Origin of the sequence: Salarchaeum japonicum (assembly GCF_020614395.1) — an archaeon.
Taxonomy (GTDB): Archaea; Halobacteriota; Halobacteria; order Halobacteriales; family Halobacteriaceae; genus Salarchaeum; species Salarchaeum japonicum.
In genome coordinates this window covers 2,169,157-2,192,048 of record NZ_CP085324.1, presented here as the reverse complement: position 1 = coordinate 2,192,048, position 22,892 = coordinate 2,169,157, and the positions used below count along the sequence as shown (strand labels likewise).

General features: G+C 68.9%; 18 protein-coding genes. 8 read left to right on the top strand and 10 right to left on the bottom strand.

The annotated features are described in order from the left end of the window. Nucleotides 1-32: 32 nt before the first annotated feature. On the top strand, nucleotides 33-2,663 hold the full coding sequence (gene leuS, locus LI334_RS12255) for a leucine--tRNA ligase (protein WP_227261104.1): 2,631 nt from the start codon (nucleotides 33-35) through the stop codon (nucleotides 2,661-2,663). A 97-nt stretch (nucleotides 2,664-2,760) separates the two neighbouring features. On the opposite strand, the gene LI334_RS12250 is transcribed toward leuS, so the two are convergent. The 8 genes from LI334_RS12250 to lipA all read right to left on the bottom strand — a co-directional run bounded on the left by LI334_RS12250 (nucleotide 2,761) and on the right by lipA (nucleotide 10,753). Next, complete coding sequence (locus LI334_RS12250) at nucleotides 2,761-3,210, bottom strand: peroxiredoxin (RefSeq protein WP_227261103.1); 450 nt, start codon at nucleotides 3,208-3,210, stop codon at nucleotides 2,761-2,763. Nucleotides 3,211-3,240: 30 nt separating this feature from the next. Beyond that, complete coding sequence (hsp14, locus tag LI334_RS12245) at nucleotides 3,241-3,654, bottom strand: archaeal heat shock protein Hsp14 (protein ID WP_227261102.1); 414 nt, start codon at nucleotides 3,652-3,654, stop codon at nucleotides 3,241-3,243. 60 nt (nucleotides 3,655-3,714) lie between these two features. Continuing rightward, the gene (gene pheA, locus LI334_RS12240) at nucleotides 3,715-4,524 is read right to left on the bottom strand and encodes a prephenate dehydratase (RefSeq protein ID WP_227261101.1); all 810 of its coding nucleotides are present in this window, start codon (nucleotides 4,522-4,524) and stop codon (nucleotides 3,715-3,717) included. A gap of 43 nt (nucleotides 4,525-4,567) precedes the next feature. Continuing rightward, nucleotides 4,568-5,992 (bottom strand): dihydrolipoyl dehydrogenase, encoded by a 1,425-nt coding sequence (gene lpdA / locus LI334_RS12235; RefSeq protein ID WP_227261100.1) that lies wholly within the window; start codon nucleotides 5,990-5,992, stop codon nucleotides 4,568-4,570. Then, the gene (locus LI334_RS12230; RefSeq protein WP_227261099.1) at nucleotides 5,992-7,515 is read right to left on the bottom strand and encodes a dihydrolipoamide acetyltransferase family protein; all 1,524 of its coding nucleotides are present in this window, start codon (nucleotides 7,513-7,515) and stop codon (nucleotides 5,992-5,994) included. Before LI334_RS12230 ends, lpdA begins: the two co-directional genes overlap by 1 nt. A gap of 2 nt (nucleotides 7,516-7,517) precedes the next feature. After that, complete coding sequence (locus LI334_RS12225; RefSeq protein ID WP_227261098.1) at nucleotides 7,518-8,501, bottom strand: alpha-ketoacid dehydrogenase subunit beta; 984 nt, start codon at nucleotides 8,499-8,501, stop codon at nucleotides 7,518-7,520. Between the two features lies 1 nt (nucleotide 8,502). After that, nucleotides 8,503-9,624, bottom strand: a complete 1,122-nt coding sequence (gene pdhA, locus LI334_RS12220; RefSeq protein WP_227261097.1) for a pyruvate dehydrogenase (acetyl-transferring) E1 component subunit alpha — start codon at nucleotides 9,622-9,624, stop codon at nucleotides 8,503-8,505. Between the two features lie 193 nt (nucleotides 9,625-9,817). Next, entirely contained in the window at nucleotides 9,818-10,753 is a 936-nt protein-coding gene (gene lipA / locus LI334_RS12215) for a lipoyl synthase (protein WP_227261096.1), read from the bottom strand. Nucleotides 10,754-10,891: 138 nt separating this feature from the next. On the opposite strand from lipA, the gene LI334_RS12210 reads away from it, so the two are divergent. From LI334_RS12210 to pheT, 7 genes are all read left to right on the top strand, one after another. After that, nucleotides 10,892-12,271: an MATE family efflux transporter gene (locus tag LI334_RS12210; protein WP_227261095.1), complete on the top strand. Its 1,380-nt coding sequence runs from the start codon at nucleotides 10,892-10,894 to the stop codon at nucleotides 12,269-12,271. A gap of 40 nt (nucleotides 12,272-12,311) precedes the next feature. Continuing rightward, complete coding sequence (locus LI334_RS12205; protein WP_227261094.1) at nucleotides 12,312-14,651, top strand: DEAD/DEAH box helicase; 2,340 nt, start codon at nucleotides 12,312-12,314, stop codon at nucleotides 14,649-14,651. Nucleotides 14,652-14,690: 39 nt separating this feature from the next. Next, complete coding sequence (locus LI334_RS12200) at nucleotides 14,691-15,413, top strand: endonuclease NucS domain-containing protein (RefSeq protein WP_227261093.1); 723 nt, start codon at nucleotides 14,691-14,693, stop codon at nucleotides 15,411-15,413. A 25-nt stretch (nucleotides 15,414-15,438) separates the two neighbouring features. Further along, complete coding sequence (gene endA / locus LI334_RS12195) at nucleotides 15,439-16,470, top strand: tRNA-intron lyase (protein ID WP_227261092.1); 1,032 nt, start codon at nucleotides 15,439-15,441, stop codon at nucleotides 16,468-16,470. Next, nucleotides 16,467-18,020, top strand: a complete 1,554-nt coding sequence (locus LI334_RS12190) for a tryptophan--tRNA ligase (protein ID WP_227261091.1) — start codon at nucleotides 16,467-16,469, stop codon at nucleotides 18,018-18,020. Before endA ends, LI334_RS12190 begins: the two co-directional genes overlap by 4 nt. Before the next feature lie 204 nt (nucleotides 18,021-18,224). Continuing rightward, entirely contained in the window at nucleotides 18,225-19,733 is a 1,509-nt protein-coding gene (gene pheS / locus LI334_RS12185; protein ID WP_227261090.1) for a phenylalanine--tRNA ligase subunit alpha, read from the top strand. Beyond that, nucleotides 19,733-21,454 (top strand): phenylalanine--tRNA ligase subunit beta, encoded by a 1,722-nt coding sequence (pheT, locus tag LI334_RS12180; RefSeq protein WP_227261089.1) that lies wholly within the window; start codon nucleotides 19,733-19,735, stop codon nucleotides 21,452-21,454. The genes pheS and pheT overlap by 1 nt, the downstream gene beginning before the upstream one ends. A 108-nt stretch (nucleotides 21,455-21,562) precedes the next feature. Here the strand turns inward: pheT and LI334_RS12175 are convergent, their stop codons facing one another. Next, a complete protein-coding gene (locus LI334_RS12175) occupies nucleotides 21,563-22,612 on the bottom strand; it encodes a quinone-dependent dihydroorotate dehydrogenase (protein WP_227261088.1) in 1,050 nt (349 codons plus the stop codon). Between the two features lie 3 nt (nucleotides 22,613-22,615). Further along, on the bottom strand, nucleotides 22,616-22,813 hold the full coding sequence (locus LI334_RS12170) for an AbrB/MazE/SpoVT family DNA-binding domain-containing protein (protein WP_123074594.1): 198 nt from the start codon (nucleotides 22,811-22,813) through the stop codon (nucleotides 22,616-22,618). Between the last annotated feature and the right edge of the window lie 79 nt (nucleotides 22,814-22,892).

The window sequence follows — 22,892 nt, the reverse complement described above, 5'->3', positions numbered from 1 at the left end:
GGGAACCCGTGTTCGGAGTAACTGGACTTCCTATGGCTCGCGACTTCCAACACACGGCCGTCGAATCGAAGTGGCAGGACCGATGGGACGACGAGAACGTCTACCACGTCGAGGACGCCGAGGCCGACCCGACCTACGTCCTCGCGATGTTCCCGTACACCTCCGGCAACCTCCACATGGGCCACGTTCGCAACTACACCATCACCGACGCGTTCAGCCGGTTCCGCCGGATGCAGGGCGACGACGTCCTCCACCCCATCGGCTGGGACTCATTCGGCCTGCCCGCGGAGAACGCCGCCGAGGAACGCGACACTAACCCCCGCGACTGGACGATGGACTGCATCGACACGATGCGCGAGGGGATGCGCGACCTCGGGTTCGGCTACGACTGGGATCGCGAAATCACGACGTGCGAGCCCGACTACTACCGGTGGAACCAGTGGCTGTTCCGGCGGTTCCACGAGGAGGGACTGGTCGAGCGCCGCGCCGCCGACGTGAACTGGTGTCCGTCCTGCGAGACCGTGCTCGCGGACGAACAGGTGGAGGGCGACGACGAACTCTGCTGGCGGTGCGACACGCCGGTCGAGACGCGCGAACTCGACCAGTGGTTCCTGAAGACGACCGAGTACGCGGACGAACTCCTCGACGCCATCGACGACCTGGACGGCTGGCCGGCGTCCGTCCGGGAGATGCAGCGCAACTGGATCGGCCGCCAGGAGGGCGCGACCGTCGAGTTCGACGTCGAGGGCCACGGTTCCGTCGAAGTGTTCACCACTCGATTGGACACCATCCACGGCGCGACGTTCTTCGCGCTCGCCCCCGAGCACCCGGTCGCGCAGTCGATAGCCGAGGACGACGACGCGGTCGCGGACTACATCGACTCCGTGGATCCGGACGAGGACACCGACGAGAAGACCGGCGTCGACACCGGCCTCACGGCGACGAACCCCGCGACGGGCGAGGAGATACCCGTGTACGTCGCGGACTTCGTGCTCGCCGACGTGGGCACGGGCGCGCTGATGGCCGTCCCCGGGCACGACGAACGCGACCACGAGTTCGCGGTGAAGAAAGACCTCCCAATCGAGCAGGTTGTCGCGCCCGCGGACGGCGGCGACGTGGACGTGTCCGAGTCCGCGTTCGGTGAGGACGGCGTGCTCGTGAACAGCGGCGAGTACGACGGCATGTCGAGCGCGGCGGCGCGCGACGCCCTGGAGGACGACATCGAGAGCGCCGCCCACGAGACGAACTATCGGCTGCGCGACTGGGGTATCTCCCGGCAGCGGTACTGGGGGACGCCGATTCCGGTCGTCTACTGCGACGACTGCGGGCCCGTGCTCGTCCCGGACGACGAACTGCCGGTCGAACTCCCCGAGTTCGTCAACACCACCGGGAACCCGCTCGACGCCGCCGACGAGTGGAAGCAGGCGACGTGCCCCGAGTGCGGCGGGGACGCGCGCCGGGAGACCGACACGATGGACACGTTCGTGGACTCCTCGTGGTACTTCCTGCGGTACACCGACCCCCACAACACGGACGCGCCCTTCGACTCCGAGCGCGCGAACGCGTGGATGCCCGTCGACCAGTACGTCGGCGGCATCGAACACGCCGTGATGCACCTGCTGTACTCGCGGTTCGTCACCCGCGCGCTCGAAGACATGGGGTACGTGGACGACCCCGAACCGTTCGAGAACCTCGTCACGCAGGGGATGGTTCGCCTCGACGGCTCGAAGATGTCGAAGTCGAAGGGGAACGTCGTTTCGCCCGAGCGCATCGTCGAGGAGTACGGCGCGGACACCGCTCGGTTGTTCATGATGAGCGCCGCACAGCCCGAGCGCGACTTCGACTGGAGCGCGTCCGGCGTCGAGTCCGCGCGCGAGTTCCTGGACACGGTCTACCGCCTCGTCACCGAACGCCCGACCGAGGCGGCCGACAGCGACCCCGCGGTGGACGAGTACGTCGCTCGCGAGGTGGACGCCGCGGTCGCCACCGCCACCGACGAGTACGAGGACCTGACGTTCAACAACGCGCTGAGCGAGGCGCGCGGCCTCGCCTCCCTCCTGGTGCGCTACCAGTCGGACGCGACTCCGGACATCGACACGCTCGAACGCGGCCTGTCCGCGCTCGTCCGCCTGCTCGCGCCGGTCGCGCCGCACGTCGCCGAGGAGCTGTGGGCGGACCTCGGTCACGATGGGTTCGTCGCGGAGGCCGCGTGGCCCGAACCCGAGCGCGACGTGTCCGACCACGACCTCGAACGCGCGCTCGTCGAGAACACGCGCGAGGACGTGCGCCACATCTGTGACGTCGCGGACATCGACGACCCGGCGGCGGTCGAAATCGTCGTCGCGCCCGAGTGGATGCACACCGCGCTCGACCTCGCGCGCGACGCGGACGGGAACGTCATGGGGGCGGTGATGGGCGACGAAGAACTCCAGCAGCACGGGGACGCCGCGGCGTCCTACGCCCGCGACCTCCAGGAGTCCGCGGAAGCCCTGCCCGAGGTTCTCACGCCCACCGAGGAGTACGAGGCCCTCGAACGCGCCGCGTGGCTCGTCGAGGACGAGTTCGACGCGGACGTGTCCGTCGAGCGCGCGGAGGACGCGCCCGACGACGTGGCGCGCAAAGCCCGGCCCGGCCGGCCCGCGATTCAGGTTCACGAGGAGTAACGTCTTCCCCGTCCCGGCCGTCGCCCAGCTCGTGGCCGCCTTCACCGACGCCGTTCACGACGCCCTCGCCGCGGCGCTCGCGGATCGAATCGCGGGGTTAGTCTAGGGTGGCGAGGCCGTCGTCGAGGATGTCGCCGAGCACGTCGCGCGCGTGGCCGTCCGGCTTCACGCCCTCGTAGGCGTGCGTGACTTCGCCGTTCGCGAGCACGAACGTCACGCGCTCCGTGTACCCCTCGCTGGTGTCCACGCCGAACGCGTCCGCGATGTCGCCGTCCGGGTCGGCGAGCAGGTCGAACTCCAGGCCGTACTTCTCTCCGAACTCCTCGTGGGAGTCCACGTCGTCGAGGCTGACGCCGTAGACGCTCACGCCCGCGTCGGCGTACGCGTCGAGTTCGGCGTTGAACTCTTTCGCTTCGACCGTACAGCCGGGCGTGTCGTCCTTCGGATAGAAGTAGACGACCGTCGGTTCCTCGAAGTCGAGGTCGACGAGGACGCCGTCCTGGTTCTGCGCCGCTACGTCCGGAGCGTCGGCACCGGGTTCGAGCATACCCGATAGTGGGACGCCCGGAACTTAGCCTTACGCGATGTCGATGCTCGTCGAGTCGTCCTCCTCGTCGGCCTTCGGGAGTTCGACGGTGAGCACGCCGTTGTTGAAGGACGCCGACACCGCGTCGTCCTCGACGGCCTCGGGGAGCGTCAGCGACCGCGTGACCGAGCGCTTCGAGCGCTCCCTGCGGATGTAGTCCTCTCCGGTGTCCGCGGATTCCTCGTGCGTCGCGTCGATCTGGAGGGTGTCCTCGCGGAGGTGCACGTCGATGTCGTCCTTCTCGAACCCGGGGAGGTCGGCGGTGACGACGAACGCGTCGCCCGCGTCCTCCACGTCCACGGCGAGCCGGGTGCCCGCGTCGAACTCCTCGAACTCGTCGAACCGCTCGCTCATCCGGTCGAACAGTCGCTCGAACTCGTCGAAGGGACTGCGTCGTCGCGTCATACGTGCCACGATATGGTTCGTGGACGCTAAAAGTCGGCGGCCAACGCGGCCCGCGACCGCCTACACGACGTGGCGGACGTCGTAGGAGCCGAGGCGGCGCACCCAGCCGTCCTCGGCGATGGCGTCGATTTCGGCGAGCGCGTCCCGGGTGCGTTGCTCGTAGAGACCGGCGGCCACGTCGAGGTGGAAGACGTAGTCGCCGAGGCGTTCGCCGCTCGGCCGGGACTCCACGCGACTGAGGTTGATGTCGCGGTCGGCGAACGGTTCCAGGAGGTCGAGCAGGAGGCCGGGGTAGTTCGCGTCCGGGTAGACGACGAACGTGGACTTCCCGCCGGCGTCGGAGCGCTCGTCCGCGCCCGCGACGACGAAGAAGCGGGTGGCGTTCGAGTTCCGGTCCTGGATGTCCTCTGCGAGCACGGTGAGGTCGTCGCCCGCGTTGTCGGGGTGGCCGATGCCGGCGACGCCCGCGGTCTCCCGCGCGAGTTCGACGCCGCGCGCCGTGGACGCGACCGCCTGACGCTCCGCGTCCGGGTAGTTCTCGTCGAGGTAGCTCCGGCACTGCGCGAGCGCTTGACTGTGGCTCGCGACGGTCTCGACGGTCTCGGTCTGCGCGAGCAGCGCGTGCCGGATGGGCGTCACGACCTCCTGCACGACCGCGACCTCTCGCTCCGCGAGCGCGTCCAGCGACTCCGTCACCGACCCCTCGATGGAGTTCTCGATGGGAACCACGCCCCGGTCGGCGTCCCCGTCCGCGACCGCGGAGACGATGGCGTGCACGGACTCCCGGAACCCCACGTCCGCGTCCTCCGAGACGGCGGTGGCGGCGCGGTGCGAGTACGTTCCGGACGGTCCGAGGGTGACGACCTTCATACGCTTCGTACGCCGCGAGGGGGAGAAAAAGCCGTCGCCGCCCCTACCGGTTCAGGGTGTGGATGGCGTGGCCGAGCGCGTGTTCGGCGGCCTCCATCACGCCCTCGGAGAGCGTCGGGTGGGTGTGGATGGTCGCGGCCACGTCTTCGAGGGTCGCGCCCATCTCGATGGCGAGTCCGAGTTCCGCGACGAGTTCGCTCGCCTCCGGGCCGACGATTTGCGCGCCCAGAATGAACCCGGACTCCTCGTCGGCGACGATGCGGACGAACCCGTCGTCGTTTCCGGTCGTGAGGGAGCGCCCGGACGCCCGCATCGGGAAGTTCCCGACGGCGGGCGAAAACCCGGCGTCCTCGGCCTCCTGTTCGGTCATCCCGACGGTGCCGATTTCGGGGTCGGTGAAGACGGCCGCGGGCACGGCCTGGTAGTCGAGCGCGGCGGGTTCGCCCGCGATGGCTTCCGCGGCGACCTGCCCCTCCTTCGAGGCCTTGTGCGCGAGCATCGGCCCCGTCGCCACGTCGCCGATGGCGTACACGCCCTCTACGTCGGTCTCGGCCTGATTGTCGGTTTCGAGGTGGCCGTCCTCGTTCGGTTCGAGGCCGATGGCGTCGAGGTTCAGCGTGTCGAGGACGGGCTGGCGGCCGACCGCGACGAACGCCTTCTCCGTCGCGTACCGGAACTCCTCGCCGGCCTCGTTCTCCGTCGTGACGACGATGTCGCCGTCGCGCTTCTCCCAGTCGCTCGCCGCCTCGCCGAACCGGAAGTCGATGCCGAGGTCTTGTGCGTTCTGACGGACGACGCTCGTCACGTCCTCCTCGTAGCCCGCGAGGATGTCGTCCAGCATCTCCACCACGGTCACGTCGCAGCCCATCTTCGCAAGCACGGTCGAGAGCTCCATCCCGATGTACCCGCCGCCCACGACGACCATGGATTCGGGGACGCGGTCGAGGTCGAGCACGTCCCGCGAACTCAGCACGTGCTCGCCGTCGTACTCGAACCCGGGGACTTCGATGGGGCGACTCCCGGTGGCGATGATGGCGTTCTCGAACTCGATGGTCTCCGAGCCCTGGCCGTCGCCGGCGTGCGCGACCCGGAGCTTGTTCTCGCTCTCGAACTCCGCTACGCCCTCCACGAGGTTCACGCCGTTCGCCTTGCAGAGCTTCTCCACGCCCGACGTGAGCTGGTCGACGACGCCGTCCTTCCACGTCGTCATCTGGTCTACGTCCACCTTCACGTCCGCGTGAATCCCCATCTCCTCCGCGGTATCGGCCTCGTACCCCACGTCGGTCGCGGTGATGAGGGCCTTCGAGGGGATGCAGCCGTAGTTCAGGCAGGTGCCGCCCCACGCGTCCTTCTCGATGAGCGTTACGTCCAGGCCGAGCTGGCCGGCGCGAATCGCGGCGACGTACCCGCCGGGGCCGGCACCGATTATCGCGAGTTCCGTTCCGGTTGAGACATCTCCGACGACCATTATTCGAGTAGAAGCATGCTGGGGTTCTCCAAGTACTCTTGGACTGTGTTCGCGAACTCCGCCGCCACCGCGCCGTCGATGACGCGGTGGTCGATGGAGAGCGACAGCGGTAGCGTCTCCTTCGCGACGACGTCGCCGTCCTCCGCCACGGGCCGCTCTTCGAGCGCGCCGAGGCCGAGAATCGCCGTCTCGGGGTAGTTGATGATGGGCGTCGCGTACTCGCCGCCGATAGCGCCGAAGTTCGTGAGCGTGAACGTCCCGCCCTGCATCTCCTCCCGGCTGATGGAGCGCTCGCGCGCCTTCTCGATGAGGTCGCGCATCTCCTCGGCGATCTCCGGGACGGTCTTCTCGTCCGCGTCCCTGATGACGGGCACCATCAGGCCCGCGTCGGTCGCGACGGCGATGCCGATGTTGTAGTAGTTCTTCAGGACGATCTCCTCGTTCTCCTCGTCCAACTGCGAATTGAGGTAGGGGTGCTGTTTGAGGCCGGCGACCACCGCCTTCACGATGAACGGCATGTAGGTCAGCCGGAAGCCCCGCTCCTCCGCGACGGGTTTCAGTTCCTCGCGCACGTCCGCGAGCGCGTCCACGACGGCGGTGTCGTGGTGCGTGACGTGCGGCGCGGTGTACTTCGACTCCGCCATCTGCTTCCCGATGGTGCGCCGGACGCCCCGATAGGGCACGCGCTCCTCGCGCTCGCCCGAAACGGCGTCGCCCGCCCGCACCTCCGCGGTGTCGGCGGCCTGCGCGGCCTGCTGGGCGTCGGCGTACTCGCGAACCGCGGCCTCGCTCACGAACGCGCCGTCCTCGCGCTCCTCCGACGCCGGCACGTCGTCGATGTTCACGCCGAGTTCCTCCGCCACCCGGCGCGTCGCCGGCGCGGCGAGCGTCTTCTCCCGCCCAGCCGCCGCCGACGGCTCCGCGGCCGCGCCCGACGCGCCGACCTTCGACACCGCCGACTTCGGCTCGTCAGACTCCGCGTCGTCCGTGACTTTCGTCACCGCGGACTTCGGCGCGGACGCTTCGCCGCGCGCCTCGCTCTCGCCGCCCGATTCGGCGGCCGCGCGCACGTCGCCCTCGGTGATGCGGCCGCTCGGTCCGCTCCCCGAGACGCTCGCGAGGTCGATATCGAGTTCGCGCGCCAACCGCCGCACCGACGGCGGGGCGAACGTCCGCCCCGACCCGCTCGACGCGGCGGACGCGGCCTCCGCGGTCTCCGTGTCCGCGTCCTCGTCCGCGGCGGGCGTCTCGTCCGGCGCGGGGGTGGCGTCGAGGTCGTCTTCGCCCTCGACGTTGAACGTCACGATGACGTTCCCGACGGGAACCACGTCGCCCTCCGCGTAGTGCAGTTGCTTCACCGTCCCGTCGTAGGGAGACGGCACTTCCACGACCGCCTTGTCCGTCTCGACCTCCGCGACAGGCTGGTCTTCCTCGACCGTGTCGCCCTCGCTGACGAGCCACGCGACGATTTCGCCCTCCGCCACGCCCTCGCCCACGTCGGGCAGTTTGAATTCCGTCGGCATCTCTAGAACTCCATGACGTTCCTGAGGCCTTCAGCGATTCGGGCCGGCCCGGGCGTGTAGTAGTCTTCGAGCGCGTACAGCGGGAACGGCGTGTCGAAGCCCGTGACGCGCTCTATCGGCGCTTCCTGATGGAGGAGCGCGCGCTCCTGGAGGGTGGCGGCGATTTCGCCCGCCAGCCCGCCCGTGAACGGCGCTTCGTGCACGACCGCGGCGCGCCCGGTCTTCTTGAACGACTCCACGATGGTCTCCTCGTCCATCGGACTGAGCGTCCGCAAGTCCACGACCTCCACGTCCATCTCGTCCGCGACGGTCTCCGCGGCTTCGAGCGTCGGGCGCGTCATCGCCCCCCACGTGAACACGGACACGTCGCTCCCCTCGCGGCGCACCGACGCCTCGCCGAGCGGCACCTCGTACGGGTCGTCCGGCACCTCCTCGCGGAACGCGCGATAGATCTTCTTCGGTTCGAGGAACACCACGGGGTCGGGGTCGCGAACCGCCGAGATGAGGAGGCCTTTCGTGTCGTACGGCGTCGAGGGCACGACGACCTTCAGCCCGGCCTCGTGCGCGTAGAACGCCTCCTTCGACTCCGAGTGGTGCTCGGGCGCGCGGATGCCGCCGCCGTACGGCGCGCGCAGCACCATCGGGAGCGTGTACCGTCCCCGGCTTCGGGTGCGCATCCGACTCATGTGACTCACAATCTGGTCGAACCCCGGGTACATGAAGCCCGAGAACTGGATTTCGGGCACGGGCTTCAGGCCGTACGCGGCCATCCCGACCGCCGTCCCGATGATGCCGGACTCGGCGAGCGGCGTGTCGATGACGCGGTCGTCCCCGAACTCCTCGTGGAGTCCCTGGGTCGCGCGGAACACGCCGCCGTTCTTCCCGATGTCCTGTCCGAGCGCCACTACGTCGTCGTCCGCCGCCATCGCGTCGCGCAGACCGTCCCTGACCGCCTGCACGAGCGTCAAGTTCTGTGTCTCCGTCATCTCAGTCCTCCAGGATCTCCTCGTCGCCGTACGTCTCCCGTAGCTCCTCGAACTCCGCGAGCTGGCGTTCGAGCCGGGGCGTCATCTCCTCGTACACGTTCTCGAACATCTCGCGCGGGTCGGGCCGCGGCGTCGATTCGGCCGCCTCGATGGCGTCCGCGACGCGCTCCTCCACCGCCTCCTCGATGCGCTCCACGTCGCCGTCGTCGAGGCGACCCGTGGCGCGGAGGAACTTCTCCAGGCGCGGAATCGGGTCTTTGGCCCGCCACTTCTCCACCTCCGCCTCCTCGCGGTAGACCGAGGGGTCGTCGGCGGTCGTGTGCGCGCCGAACCGGTACTGGACGGCCTCCACGAGCGTCGGGCGGCGCTCGCCCTCGCCGGGGTTCTTCGCCTTCTCCAGCGCGGCCTCAGTCGTCGCGTACACCGCGAGCGGGTCCATGCCGTCTATCTGCACGCCGTCGAACCCGTACGCGGTCGCCTTCTGCGCGATGGTCTCGGACGCCGTTTGGCGCTCCCTGGGCACCGAAATCGCCCACTGGTTGTTGTTGCAGAAGAACACGTTCGGCGTGTCGAACACGCCCGCGAAGTTCAGGCCCTCGTGGAAGTCGCCCTCGGAGGTCGCGCCGTCCCCGAAGTAACAGAGGAATCCCTTGCCCGTCTCGTCCTTCAGTTTCGACGCCCACGCCAGTCCCGTCGCGTGCGGCACCTGGCTCGCGATGGGAACCGCCGCGGTGAACACGTTCGCGTCCTCGGGCACGTCGTTCCCGTGCTCGTTCCCCATCCAGAGGAGGAGCGTCTGCTCCAGGGGGAGGCCGTGGACGAGCGTCGCCGCGTGCTCGCGGTAACTCGGAATCAGCCAGTCGTCGTCGTCGAGCGCCATCGCGCTCCCGACCTGCGCGCCCTCCTGCCCGGAGAGCGGGGGATAGGTTCCCATCCGGCCCTGCCGCTGGAGGCTCACCGCGCGCTGGTCGAAGTGGCGCGCGAGCTTCATCATCCGGTACATCTCCACGAACTCCTCGTCCGAGAGGTCCGGAACGGACGCGCCGTCGACGACCTCCCCGTCCTCGTCGAGGATGCGGAAGCGGTCGTCCGGTTCGCGGTCCAGTATCGAAGTCACGGGCATCCCCGTCCTTGCATAGTAATAATTGCCACATTCCCGCACCATATTGTTTTCGTAACGCCGGCTCCGCGCCGCCCGATTCGTGGACTCACGTCCACCAAACCCGGGTAGAAGATTACAAGAATCGAAAAGAAACTCCGTTTTTGCTGATTCGACCACTCATTTCGGCGGTCGTCGGGGAGAGTGGACGAACGTCTTATTCGCCGGCGCGGGCGCGCGCCGCCTCCCGGGCCTCCGCGACCGACCGGTCGTCCCGCCGCAGGGCGTCCACGAACAGTTCGCCCGCGCGGTACGACGACCGCACCATCGGCCCGCTCGCACAGTAGAGGAAGCCCAACTCCTCCTCCGCGACCGCGCGCCACGTCTCGAACTTCTGCGGGTGCACGTAGTCCTCGACGTCGAGGTGCGAACGACTCGGCTGGAGGTACTGCCCGAGCGTCACCACGTCCACGCCGCGCTCCCGCAGGTCGCTCAAGGTCTGGTACACCTCGTGGTCGTGCTCGCCCACGCCGAGCATGATGGAGGTCTTCGCGTACACGTCCGCCGCGCGCCCGACCTGTTCGAGCACCGAGAGCGACTGCTCGTAGCCCGCTCGCCGGTCGCGCACCGGGAACTGCCGGCGCTCCACAGTCTCCACGTTGTGCGCGATGACGTCCGGCCCCGCGTCGATAATCCGCTGGACGAGGGCTTCCTCGCCCCGGAAGTCCGGAATCAGGGACTCCACGAGGATGTCCGGGTCGCGCTTTTTTATCTCTCGAATCGTCTCCGCGAAGTGGCTCGCGCCCTGGTCGTCGAGGTCGTCGCGGTCGACGGACGTGAGCACCACGTAGTCGAGGCCGATTTCGGCGACCGCCTCCGCGACGTTCGCGGGTTCGTCCGGGTCGAGCGCTTCCATCCCGCCCGTCTTCACGTCGCAGAAGTTACACCCGCGGCTACAGCGGTCGCCCATCAGCATGAACGTCGCCGTCCCCGGGCCGTCCCGGCCGCTCCAGCACTCGCCCATGTTCGGACACGACGCCTCCTCGCAGACCGTGTGGAGGTCGTGGTCGCGCAGGGTGCGCTTTATCTCCGTGAACCGCTCGCCGGACGGCGGCCGCATCTTCAGCCAGTCCGGTTTCCGTCGGCGACTCATACCCTAGCCTTCGGGCGCGACGGCAAAAACGTGGGGTTCCGCCGATTCTCCGTTTCGATATCCATACATTAATGAACTCGCCGTGTAATTTGGGCACAACTCGGATGTTGAACTATGTTTGACGTGTCGAACGAAGATATGGTGGATGGCCGTCTCACGCGCACCCTCCTCCTCCTCGCCGCACCGCTCGTCGCGCAGAACTTCGTCGCCGTCGCCCAGCAGGTCGTGGACGTGTTCTTCGTCGGGCGCGTCGGCGAGGACGCGGTCGCCGGCGTCGGTCTCGTCGTCCCGCTCACCGCGCTCTCGCTCGTCCCCGCGATGCTCGCCATCACGGGCACCCACGTTCTCACCTCCCAGCGCCTCGGCGCGGGCGACGACGAGGGCGCGCGCCGCGTCGTCTGGGCCGGCGTCGTCCTCTCCATCGCGCTCCAAATCGTCGTCGCGGTCGTCGCGCTCCTGTTCGCGGACACGTTCGTCGGCCTGCTCGGCGGGACGGGCGCGGTCGCGGACTACGCCGCCGTCTACCTCCAGGTGTACGCGGTCGGCACGCTCGCCGCCGGCGTGAGCGACGTGTTCGAAATGGGCTTGCTCGCGTCCGGCGACTCGACGGCCGCGCTCTACATCAACGTCGCGTCCTTCGGGTCGAACCTCGTCCTCGACCCCTTCCTCATCCTCGGCTGGGGCCCCTTCCCCCGCCTCGAAGTGTTCGGCGCGGCGCTCGCCACCGCGCTCGGCTTCCTGTTCGGCCTCTTGCTCGCCGTCTTCGTCACCTTCCGCGGCACCCGGAACTTCTCGCTCTCCCTCGACTCGTTCACGTTCGACACCGACGTGGCGCGCGAGATGGTGTCCGTCGGCTGGCCCGCCGCCGGCCAGCGCACCGCCCGACAGGCCGCTCGCGTCGCCATCATCGCCGTCGTCTCCTTCACCGCCGGGTCGGCCGGCCTCGCCGCGTACACCGTCGGCGCGCGCATCTCCACCGTCGCGTTCGTCCCCGCCATCGGCCTCGGGAACGCCGCGACCAGCGTCGTCGGGCAGAACGTCGGCGCGGGCAACCCCGACCGCGCCCGCCGCACCACCTGGGTCGCCGTCGCCATCGCCGTCATCGGCCTCTCCGTCTTCGCCGCGATTCAGCTCGCGATACCCGAGACCGTCGCCACCGTGTTCGCGCCCACGCTCACCCCCGAGGGGCTCTCGCTCACCGTGGACTACCTCGTGATTCTCGCGTTCGGCTACTGGGCGCTCGGCGCGATTTACACCGCCGAATCCGGGTTCAACGGCGCGGGCAAGACCGACGTGTCGATGTACGCGACGATGCTCCAGTACTGGGCCGTCCGCGTCCCCGTCGCCACCGTCGGCTCCGGCATCCTCGGCGTCGGCCTCGGATACGGCGTCCACGCCGTCTTCTGGGCGGTGACGCTCTCGAACGTCGCCGCCGCCGTCGGTCTCTGCGTCTACTTCTGGTACTCCACGAACGACGGCATGCTCCGCCGCGCGTCCGACAGCGCGAGCGCGGACTAGAGAGAAACCCCTTTCCCCGGGCGTCGGCTTCCCCACACCAATGGAGGTCGCCGAAGCGGTTCCGGAGTTCGCGGACGCATTCCCCTTCGAGGAGTTCAACGAGATGCAGTCCGAGGCCGCGCCGGCGCTCCTCGACACCGCGGAGAACGTCGTCGCCTCCGCCCCCACCGGCTCCGGGAAGACCGCGCTCGCCGAACTCGCCATCTGCAAGACCCTCCGCGAGAACGGCACCGCGGTGTTCATCGCGCCCCTGCGCGCGCTCACCAACGAGAAGGAATCGGAGTGGGAGCGCTTCGAAGCCCTCGGCTATTCCGTGTACGTCGTCACGGGCGAACGCGACCTGAACCCCCGGCGCGCCGAGCGCGCCGACGTGCTCGTGATGACGCCCGAGAAACTCGACTCCGCCACCCGAAAACACGACAGTCCCCGGTACTCGTTCGTCACCGACGTAGACCTCGTCGTCATCGACGAAGTCCACCTCCTCGACTCCGAACACCGCGGGTCGGTGCTCGAAGTCGTGGTCGCGCGGATGCGGCGGCTCTGCGACCCCCGCGTCGTCGCGCTCTCCGCGACGATGCCGAACATCGACGACGTGGCGAACTGGCTCGACGCCCCCCCGGAGACGACGTTCGAGTTCGGGGACGACTACCGCCCCGTCGACCTGCACGCGGACGTGCGGACGTACACGCACGGCGACAACGCCTTCGCGGACAAGTATCGCAGGCTGTTCACCGCGCTCGACCTCGCGGAACCCCACCTGCGGGAGGACGGACAGGCGCTCGTGTTCGTCTCCAGCCGCCAGGACACCGTGCAGGCCGCGAAGAAGTCCCGGGACGAGATAGCTGAGCGCGACATCCCGATGGGCGCGCGCGGCGACTACGACTTCCACACCGAGAGCGAGCAGTTGGACAACAGCACGCTCCGGAAGTCCGTGCTGGACGGCGTCGCGTTCCACCACGCCGGCCTCTCCACGAACGACAAGAACCTCGTCGAGCAGTGGTTCCGCGAGGGCAAAATCGAACTCCTCTTCTCCACCTCGACGCTCGCGTGGGGCGTCAACCTCCCCGCGCGCTGTGTCGTGATTCGGGACACGAAACTCCACGACCCCCTCGAAGGCGAGGTGGACATGAGTCCGCTCGACGTGCTCCAGATGCTCGGGCGCGCGGGCCGCCCCGGTTACGACGACGTGGGGTACGGCTGGGTCGTCTGCGACACCGCGGACGCCGACAAGTACCGCCGACTGCTCCGGGAGGGCAAGGAAATCGAGTCCCGGCTCGCGGACAGCCTCCCCGAGCACCTGAACGCGGAGGTGGCGATGGGGACGATTCGCGGCGTCGGCGACGTGATGGACTGGCTCGAAACCACCTTCTACTACCACCGCGCGCAGTCCCGGCCCGACGACTACGACTTCGCCGGGCTCCGCGACCGCGTCCGCGACCACCTCGACACCCTCCGCGGCCGCGGGTTCGTCGAAGCGGACGACGACCTCGGCCTCTCGGCGACCACGCTCGGCGTCCTCACCTCCACGTACTACCTCCGGATGGAGACCGCGGAGGCCTTCCACGACCTCGCGACGAACGACGCCCTCGACGAGGAAGCGATACTCGCGGCGGTCGCGGCCGCCCGCGAGTTCGACAGCGTGAGCGCCCGGCAGTCCGAACGGGACGCGATCCAGTCCTCGCTCCGCGACCGCGGGAGCGACCTCGAATCCGGCCCGCGGAAGGTGCTCGCCATCCTCTACGCCAACACGCGGGGGAGCGTGCCGCCCGAACTCCGGAGCGACGCCTGGGTCATCACGCAGAACGCGCTCCGACTGCTCGCGGCGCTCGCGGAGTTCTTCGAGCGCTTCGACCGGCCGCGCGGCGCGAACCTCGCGCACCGACTGGAAGCCCGCATCGACACCGGCGTCCCCCGGCAGGCCGTCGGCCTCACCGCCCTGGACGGCGTCGGCGCGGGCCGCGCGCACAAACTCGCCGACGAGGGCATCGAAACGCCCGAGGACGCCCACGACGCGGGCGTCGAGGGTCTCGTGGACGCCGGGCTCTCCGGCGGCGTCGCGGAGAGCGTTCACGAACAGGCGACCGACGCCCCCCGAGTGCGCTTCGACTGGGGGGACTTCCCCGACGCCATCGCGCCCGGCGAGAACGAGCTGTGCGAGGTCAGGGTGACGAACGACGGCGGCGGCGCGAGCGCGTACGTGAGCGTGCGCGTGAACGACACCGAGATGACGGAGAAGACCGCCTTCCTCGCGGACTCCCTCCAGGTTCCCGTGGGCGTGTTCGGCGCGAGCGCGGACGAACTCACCTACGAGGTCGAGGTCGTCTTCCCCGACCTCCCGCTCCGCCCGGTCTCCGAGACGCGGACGGTGCGCGTCGAGTAGGCCGAGAGTTCACGTACGAAGCCGCGGCCACCCCGCGGTATGCAGGACTCCACCCGCGTCCTCGCCGGCGACTGCACCGTCACCTACGACAACGGCCGCACAACGACACAGCGCGGCGAAGTCGTCGTGCTCGTGAAACCCGACAACACCGTCCTCGTCCACGACGACTCGGGCTACCAGCCCGCGGCCTGGCTCACCCGCCCGAACTCCGTGCAGTTCGAGCGCGACACGTCCGGGTTCGCGCTCGTCGCGACCAAGAACGACGAACGCCTCCGCGTCGATTCCCACGCCGACTACGGGAGCGCGCACTACCCCGTCACGCCCGCCGGCCCGACCGTCGGTCGGTGTCCCGACTGCGACTCGGTGCTGGTGCGGGACGGCGCGCGCGTCACCTGTCTCGGCTGTCGCACCGCCTACGCGCTCCCTCGGGACGCGACGCTCACCGAGAACACCTGCGAGGACTGCGGCCTCCCCACGTTCCGCGCCGACCGCGGCGACACCTTCGAGTGCTGTCTCGACCGCACCTGCGAATCGCTCGACGACGCCGTCATCGACGCGTTCGACGCCGAGTGGTCGTGCCGGTGTGGGAGCATCCTCGGTATCGAGCGGCGGCGCGCGCTCGACGCCGTCTGTGACGACTGCGACGCAGTCTACCGGATTCCCTCGGGCGTCGTGGACGGCACCTGCGACTGCGGGCTCCCCGCGTTCGACACGCCGAGCGGCCGGCGGTGTCTGGACGCGACCTGCGACCGCAACCAATAGGGCGCTCGCCGGACTCCCAGCGGGTATGAAGGGACACGCGCGCGATGGGCTCGTTCACGTGGGAGGGGACGCCCGCCAGCGCTTCTACGACTCCCGGGGGTACGGCCGGCCGCGGGAGGGCGACGACGTGGTGCTCGCGCCCGTCGAGGCCGCCCACCTCCTCTTCCGCGGCGACCTCGACGCCGTCGAAGTCGAGGGACGCGACTGCGGGTTCGCGGACTACCTCGCCCGCCAGGGCCCGGGGTTCGGCGCGCGGTTCGTCGTGTACGCCGACCTCCGCGACCGCGGGTTCTACCTCTCGCCCGCCCGCGACGGCTGGGTCGCGGACTCCGAGGGAATCGACTTCGTCGTCTATCCGCGCGGGGACGGGCCGTGGGACGACACCGAGGCGTACCGGATTCGCACCGTCTCCGAACGCGCCGACGTGGCCGCGGGCGCGCTCGGGGACGTGACGCTCGCCGTCGTGGACGAGGAGAGCGACATCACGTACTTCGAGACCGAACGCCTCGCGCTCCCCGACGACGCGCCGGAGACGCCGCCCACTGCGGACGGCGTCCTGCTGGACGACCGCGTCGTCGTCTGGGAGCCGCCCGAACGCCTCCACCACGCGTTCTTCTACGGCCAGCCGCTCACCGGGCGCGCCGCCGAGCACGCGCCCCTCCAGCTGTCGCTCGTGGAGGCCGCGCACCTCGCCGCGGTCGGCGCGCTGTCCGTCGAGGGCGGCGTCGAAGCCGTCGTCGCGCACGGCCGGGACGCCGAGGGCGACCGGTTCGACCGGCGGCTCCGCGCGTACCGCGCGCTCCGCGACGCCGGCTACACGCCCAAGACCGGGTTCAAGTTCGGCGCGGACTTCCGGGTGTACCACGACATCGAGGACGCCGACAACCTCGGGCACTCGCCGTGGCTCGTGCGGGCGCTCCCCGCCGACCACACGTTCTCCCCGCGGGACGTGGCGCTCGACGTTCGGCTCGCGCACGGCGTGCGGAAGCGAATGGTTTTTGCGCTGGACGCACAGGATTCACCCGACTGGCTCGCGGTCTCTCGACTCACTCCATGACTGACGACACACCACGCGACGACGGCACGGCCGGCGCGGACGACGTGACCCTCGACCCCTGGGGGTCGTCGACCGTCTCCGACTACGAGAAACTGTTCGGCGAGTTCGGCATCGAGGCGTTCGACGACCTCCTCGACGAGGTGCCGAACCCCCACTACCTGATGCGGCGCGCCATCATCTTCGGCCACCGGGATTACCGCCGCGTCCTCGACGCGATGCGCGCGGACGAACCGTTCGCGGCGCTCTCCGGGTTCATGCCGACCGGCGACCCCCACATCGGACACAAGCTCGTGTTCGACGAGATAATCTGGCACCAACAGCAGGGCGGGGACGCGTACGCGCTCATCGCCGACCTGGAAGCGCACGCCGCGCGCGGCCTTACCTGGGAGGAGATAGACGAACACTCGCGGAACTACCTCCTGAGCCTGCTCGCGCTCGGGTTCGACCCCGAGGAGGGGACGCTCTACCGGCAGTCCGAGAACCGCGAACTCCAGGACTTGGCGTTCGAACTCGGCGCGGAAGCGAACTTCAGCGAGCTCGAAGCAATCTACGGGTTCGGCGGCGAGACGGACGTCTCGCACATGCAGTCCGTCGTCACGCAGATGGCGGACATCCTCTACCCCCAGTTGGAGGAACCGAAGCCGACCGTGATTCCCGTCGGCCCCGACCAAGACCCGCACATCCGGCTGGCGCGCGACCTCGCCTCCCGCGCCCGCTACTTCAAGGTCACCGAGGCGTACGCGAGCTTCGAACTCACCGACGCCGAACGCTCGCTCGTCGCCCGCGCCTACGACGCCCGCGACGAGTACGCCGAGGACGCCGAGACGCCGCGGTGTACGGAGGCCGCGGAGTGGCTCGCCGAACAGGGCGCGGACGCGTTCCCCGAGGGCGTGGACGAGGCGACGCTCTCGGCCACAGTGGAGAAACTGGAGAACGCCGGGATGGAACCGCTCCGCCCCCGCACCCGCTTCTTCGACCGGAACGCCACGCCGGATGCGTTCGACGCGCTCATCGACGCCGTCGAGGGCGAGAAACGCGTGTTCGAGGGGCACGTGGACGCGTTCGACCTCACCGAGGCCGAGGCCCGCGACCTCGCGCAGGACGTGGAGGTCGAACACGGCGGCTACGGGTTCGTCCCGCCTTCGTCGGTCTATCACCGGTTCATGACGGGGCTCACGGGCGGGAAGATGAGCTCCTCGATTCCCGCGAGCCACATCAGCCTCCTCGACGACCCCGAGACTGGCTACGACAAGGTCAAGTCCGCGACGACGGGCGGACGGCAGAGCGCGGAGGAACAGCGCGAGAAGGGCGGACGGCCCGACGACTGCCCGGTCTACGAACTGTACGCGTACCTCCTCGCCGCGGACGACGACGAGTTCGCCGAACGCGTCTACGAGGAGTGCCGCGAGGGCGAGCGGCTCTGTGGGGACTGCAAGGAGCAGGCCGCCCGGTTGATGGAGGAGTTCCTCGCCGACCACCAGGAGAAGCGCGCGGAAGTCGAAGACCTCCTGGCGGACGCGGACATCCAGCTCACGTCCACGCGGGCGTAGACGACACGTTTTTGCCGACGCCCCCTGACCGTGTGGGTATGGCGTCCGAATCCCACGCGCGCCGCATCGTTCGCGAAGCCGACGGCCCGGGGTTCGGTTTCTTTTTCGACCCGTAACGAGGGTGGACGCGCCGGCCGGTCGGCGCTGAAACCGCTCGTGCGGGCATCGGAATCGCTTTCCGAATACTCTACGCGCACACGCACAATGCAACTACCACGACACCAGCTCGCGGTGCTCGAAACCGCGAGCGCGGACGAACCCAGACGAATCGACGACATCGCCGCGGAGGCCGACCTGCCGCCGGAGACGGTGACGGGCGCGGCGTTCGAACTCGAAGACGAGGGCTTGCTCTCCGTCACCGAGACGGTGGAGGAAGACCTCGAACTCACCGAGGAAGCCCGCGAGTACCTCGACGACGGCCTGCCCGAAGTCCGGCTCTACCGCGCGGCCGTCGAGGCGGGCGCGACCGACGACCCCGTGTCGCTCGGGGAGCTCCTCGGGCGCGCCGGACTGGACGGCCCGCAGGTGGACATCGCGCTGTCGAACCTCGCGCGGAAGGGCTACGGCACCATCGACGCCGGGAGCGTCGCTGCGAACCCCGACGCCGACCCGGACGGCGACGCGGAGGCCGCGGCGCTCGCGAGCCTCGCCGACGGCGAACCCGTCACCGACGAGTCCGTCGTGGACGCGCTCGTGCGCCGCGACCTCGTCGCGCGCACCGAACGCACCGTCCGAACCGTCCAACTCACCGACGCGGGCGTCACCGCGCTCATGGAGGGCGTCGAAACCGAGGGCGGCCTCGGACAGCTCACGCCCGACGTGCTCTCCTCCGGCGAGTGGCGGGACGCCGACTTCCGGTCGTACGACGTGGAAGCCGACGCGGAGGACGTGAACGCCGGCCGCACCCACCCGCTCCGCGAGATGGCGGAGACCGTCAAGGACGTCCTCACCGGTATGGGATTCCAGGAGATGGCGGGCCCGCACGTGGACGCGGAGTTCTGGATCAACGACGCGTTGTTCATGCCTCAAGACCACCCCGCGCGCACCCACTGGGACCAGTTCGCGCTCTCCCAGCCGAGCGAAATCCGCGACCTCCCCGACGACCTCGTCTCCCGGGTCGAGGACGCGCACCGGAACGGCGTCGGCGAGGACGGCGAGGGCTATCACAGCCCGTGGACGGAGGAGATGGCGCGCGGCCTCGACCTCCGCGGCCACACCACGTCGCTCTCGATGCGCTACCTCTCCGGGGAGGCCGAGGGCGACCTCGAACCGCCGCAGCGGTACTTCAGCGTCGAGAAAGTGTACCGGAACGACACGCTCGACGCCACGCACCTCCTCGAATTCTTCCAGATCGAGGGCTGGGTGATGGCGGACGACCTCAGCGTCAGGGACTTGATGGGGACCTTCACGGAGTTCTACAGCCAGTTCGGCATTGAGGACGTGACGTTCAAACCCCACTACAACCCATACACGGAGCCGTCGTTCGAACTGTTCGGCCGCCACCCGCGGACGGGCGAAATCATCGAAATCGGGAACTCCGGCATCTTCCGGCCCGAGGTGCTGGAACCGCTCGGCGTGGACTGCGACGTGATGGCGTGGGGGCTCGCGCTCGAACGCCTGATGATGCTCGTCACCGGCGCGGAGGACATTCGGGACGTGCACGGCACGCTCGTCGACCTCGACTACCTCCGCAATGAGGAGGTGATGTACTGATGGTCGTCGTCGAAATCGACCCCGACGAACTCCGCACGCTCACGGGCCACGACGAGAAGTCGGACGACGAACTGAAGGACGACCTGTTCGCGCTCGGCCTCGAATTCGAGGGCGAAACCGACGACGGCGCGTTCCAACTGGAGTTCGCGCCCGACCGCCTCGACCGATTGAGCGTCGAGGGCGTCGCGCGCTCGCTTCGCTACCAGTACGGCGACACCCGCGGCATCTTCGTGCCGGACGCGAACGACCCCGAGTGGACTATCGAAGTGGCCGAGTCCGTCCCCGACTACCGGCCGTACGTCACCGGCGCAATCGTCCGGGACGTGAACCTCACCGAGGACGCGCTCGACTCCCTCATCCAGCTCCAGGAGAAACTGCACGCGACGATGGGGCGCAAGCGCGCGAAGGGCGCTATCGGCATCCACGACCTCACGATGCTGAAGGGCGGCTCGCTGGGGCCGGACGCCGCAGAGGACTCCAACTCCATCGAGTACCGCGGCGTCAGCCCCGACGGCGACATGTTCGTCGCGCTCGACTCCGACCGCGAACTCACGCCCGACGAGGTGCTCACCGACCACCCCACGGGCGAGACGTACGCCGACCTCGTGGAGGGCCACGACACGTATCCGGCCATCTACGACGACCTCGGGCTGTTCAGCTTCCCGCCCGTCATCAACGGCCGCCGCACCGAAGTCACCACGGACTCCCGCGACCTCCTCATCGAACTCACGGGCACCGACCAGTGGACTATCGACAAGATGTGCGTCATCCTCTGCTACGCGCTCTCCGCCCGCGGCGGCCAGATCGAGTCCGTGGACGTGGAGTACCCCGACCGCACGCTCGTCCGCCCCGACTTCGAGACGACGGAGAAACACGTCACGCACGACCGCATCGAGACCCTGCTCGGCGTCGACCTCACCGAGGACGAGGTCGTGGACTACATGGAGCGCGCCGGATTGGGCGTCGAAACCGAAGTCTGGGGCGACGGTGTGGACTACGACGTCGAAGTCCCGCCGTACCGCGTGGACGTGTTGCACGCCGTCGACATCGTGGACGACGTGGGGCGCGCGCACGGCTTCAACGAACTCGTCCCCCGGTATCCCGAAGTCGGCACCGTCGGCGGTCGCACGAGCGACTCCCGGCACGCGCGCGCCGTCCGGAACACGCTCGCCGGCCTCGGGTTCGAGGGCCTCCTGAACTTCCACATGATTGCCGAGGACGAGAACTACGACCGAATGAACCTCGCGCCCGACACCGACGCCGTCGGCGGCGGCCGCGCGGCGACCATCGCAGAACCCTACAGCGAGGACTACGAGATTCTGCGCACCTGGGCGCTCCCCAGCCTCCTGATGGTTCTCGAAAACAACACGCACCGCGCGTACCCCCAAAACCTCGGCGAGGTCGGGTTCGCCGCCGAACTCGACGACGCGGAGAACACGGGCGTCGCCGAACGCGACACGGTCGCCGCCGTCGTCGCGCGCCACGACGCCTCCTACGAGGACGCGAAATCACGGCTCCAGTCGCTCTGCCGGGCGTTCGACGCCACCCTCGAAACCCCGCCCACCACCCACCCGTCGTTCATCGACGGCCGCACCGCCGCCATCGAAATCGACGGCGAACACGTGGGCGTTATCGGCGAACTCCACCCCGAAGTCCTCGTCGAACACGACCTGGAAGTCCCGGTCGCCGGATTCGAACTGCGGCGGGACGCACTCGAATAGCCCGGCTGCGGTCACGTACTGCGAACGCGGAGCGTTCGCGGCCTCTTTAGTGGAGGGTTTTGCAGTGAGCGGGTCGCGGTAGCGACCCCGAACTGGAAAAAAGTCCGTTTAGAGATCCGCGCCGACGGCGTCTTCGATGGTGTCGAAGCCGTCGCGGTCGAGGAGTTCGAGGAGGCCTTGGTTGATGTCGCGGGCGATGGTCGGGCCGCGGTAGACGAGGCCGGTGTAGAGCTGGACGACGGACGCGCCGTTGCGTATCTTCTCGTAGGCGTCCTCGGCGGTGAACACGCCGCCGACGCCGACGACGGGGAGGTCGGTGCGCTCGGCGACGAAGCGGACGAGGGAGGTCGCGCGCTCCTGGAGCGGTTTTCCGGAGAGGCCGCCCTGTTCGAAGCGCGCGGGGCTGCGGAGGCTGTCGTCGCGTTCCGTGGTGGTGTTCGTGGCGACGATGCCGTCGAGGCCGAGTTCCTCGGCGAGCGCGACGCCGTCCGCGATGGCGTCCCGGGAGAGGTCGGGGGAGAACTTCACGAGGAGCGGGCTCGCACCCGCGTCGAGGAGTTCCGCGAAGATGGCTTCGAGGTGGTCGCGGTGCTGGAGGTCGCGGAGGCCGGGCGTGTTCGGGCTGGAGACGTTCACGACGAAGTAGTCCCCGGCGTCCGCGACGCGCTCGTACGTGTAGCGGTAGTCAGCGGGCGCGTCGTCCGCGGCCTTCGACTTCCCGATGTTCACGCCGACGGGACTGTCCGGCAGAGGTTGTTCGCGGAGCCGTCGCCCCACCGCGTCCGCGCCGTCGTTGTTGAAGCCCATGCGGTTCACGATGGCGTCGTCCTCGCGCAGGCGGAACATCCGGGGGCGGGGGTTTCCGTCCTGCTGGTCGGCCGTGACGCCGCCGACCTCGACGTGCCCGAACCCGAGCGCGTCGAGCGCCCGCGGAATCTCCGCGTTCTTGTCGAATCCCGCGGCGACGCCGACGGGCGTCGGGAACGTGTTGTCGAACGCGCGCACGCGTAGGCGCGACGACTCCACGGACAACGCGTCGTCTACGGTCGAGAGAAACGGGGTTCGCTGGAGCGTGCGCAGTCCGGCGTGAACCGTCGCGTGCGCCGTCTCCGCGGGGAGGCGAAACAGCAGGGGTTTAACCGCGCTGTAGAGGGACACGGCTCAGAAGTCGTGTTCGACCTCGTCCGGGTCCGCCTTCTGGATGATAATCTTGTCCTCACGCACGCGCACGAACACCTCGTCGCCGATTTCGAGGCCGGCGACGGCGAGTTCGTCCTCGTGGAGGTTCACGTGGGCGTTGTGGTACTCGCCGTCCTCGCCTTTCGCGCCACTCGGGCTGAGTTTCTTCTTGCGAACCATCGAGCTACTGTATCCCCTCCTTCGCCGTAGCACGTACTTAAGCCCTTACCTCTTGCCGTCGCTCGTCCCGGTCGTTGCG

What these genes read in the sequence shown, in the direction of transcription:
- leuS (WP_227261104.1), top strand. Translation starts at nt 33, where the DNA reads ATGGCTCGCGACTTCCAACACACGGCCGTCGAATCGAAGTGGCAGGAC.
- LI334_RS12250 (WP_227261103.1), bottom strand. Translation starts at nt 3,210, where the DNA reads ATGCTCGAACCCGGTGCCGACGCTCCGGACGTAGCGGCGCAGAACCAG.
- hsp14 (WP_227261102.1), bottom strand. Translation starts at nt 3,654, where the DNA reads ATGACGCGACGACGCAGTCCCTTCGACGAGTTCGAGCGACTGTTCGAC.
- pheA (WP_227261101.1), bottom strand. Translation starts at nt 4,524, where the DNA reads ATGAAGGTCGTCACCCTCGGACCGTCCGGAACGTACTCGCACCGCGCC.
- lpdA (WP_227261100.1), bottom strand. Translation starts at nt 5,992, where the DNA reads ATGGTCGTCGGAGATGTCTCAACCGGAACGGAACTCGCGATAATCGGT.
- LI334_RS12230 (WP_227261099.1), bottom strand. Translation starts at nt 7,515, where the DNA reads ATGCCGACGGAATTCAAACTGCCCGACGTGGGCGAGGGCGTGGCGGAG.
- LI334_RS12225 (WP_227261098.1), bottom strand. Translation starts at nt 8,501, where the DNA reads ATGACGGAGACACAGAACTTGACGCTCGTGCAGGCGGTCAGGGACGGT.
- pdhA (WP_227261097.1), bottom strand. Translation starts at nt 9,624, where the DNA reads ATGCCCGTGACTTCGATACTGGACCGCGAACCGGACGACCGCTTCCGC.
- lipA (WP_227261096.1), bottom strand. Translation starts at nt 10,753, where the DNA reads ATGAGTCGCCGACGGAAACCGGACTGGCTGAAGATGCGGCCGCCGTCC.
- LI334_RS12210 (WP_227261095.1), top strand. Translation starts at nt 10,892, where the DNA reads ATGGTGGATGGCCGTCTCACGCGCACCCTCCTCCTCCTCGCCGCACCG.
- LI334_RS12205 (WP_227261094.1), top strand. Translation starts at nt 12,312, where the DNA reads ATGGAGGTCGCCGAAGCGGTTCCGGAGTTCGCGGACGCATTCCCCTTC.
- LI334_RS12200 (WP_227261093.1), top strand. Translation starts at nt 14,691, where the DNA reads ATGCAGGACTCCACCCGCGTCCTCGCCGGCGACTGCACCGTCACCTAC.
- endA (WP_227261092.1), top strand. Translation starts at nt 15,439, where the DNA reads ATGAAGGGACACGCGCGCGATGGGCTCGTTCACGTGGGAGGGGACGCC.
- LI334_RS12190 (WP_227261091.1), top strand. Translation starts at nt 16,467, where the DNA reads ATGACTGACGACACACCACGCGACGACGGCACGGCCGGCGCGGACGAC.
- pheS (WP_227261090.1), top strand. Translation starts at nt 18,225, where the DNA reads ATGCAACTACCACGACACCAGCTCGCGGTGCTCGAAACCGCGAGCGCG.
- pheT (WP_227261089.1), top strand. Translation starts at nt 19,733, where the DNA reads ATGGTCGTCGTCGAAATCGACCCCGACGAACTCCGCACGCTCACGGGC.
- LI334_RS12170 (WP_123074594.1), bottom strand. Translation starts at nt 22,813, where the DNA reads ATGGTTCGCAAGAAGAAACTCAGCCCGAGTGGCGCGAAAGGCGAGGAC.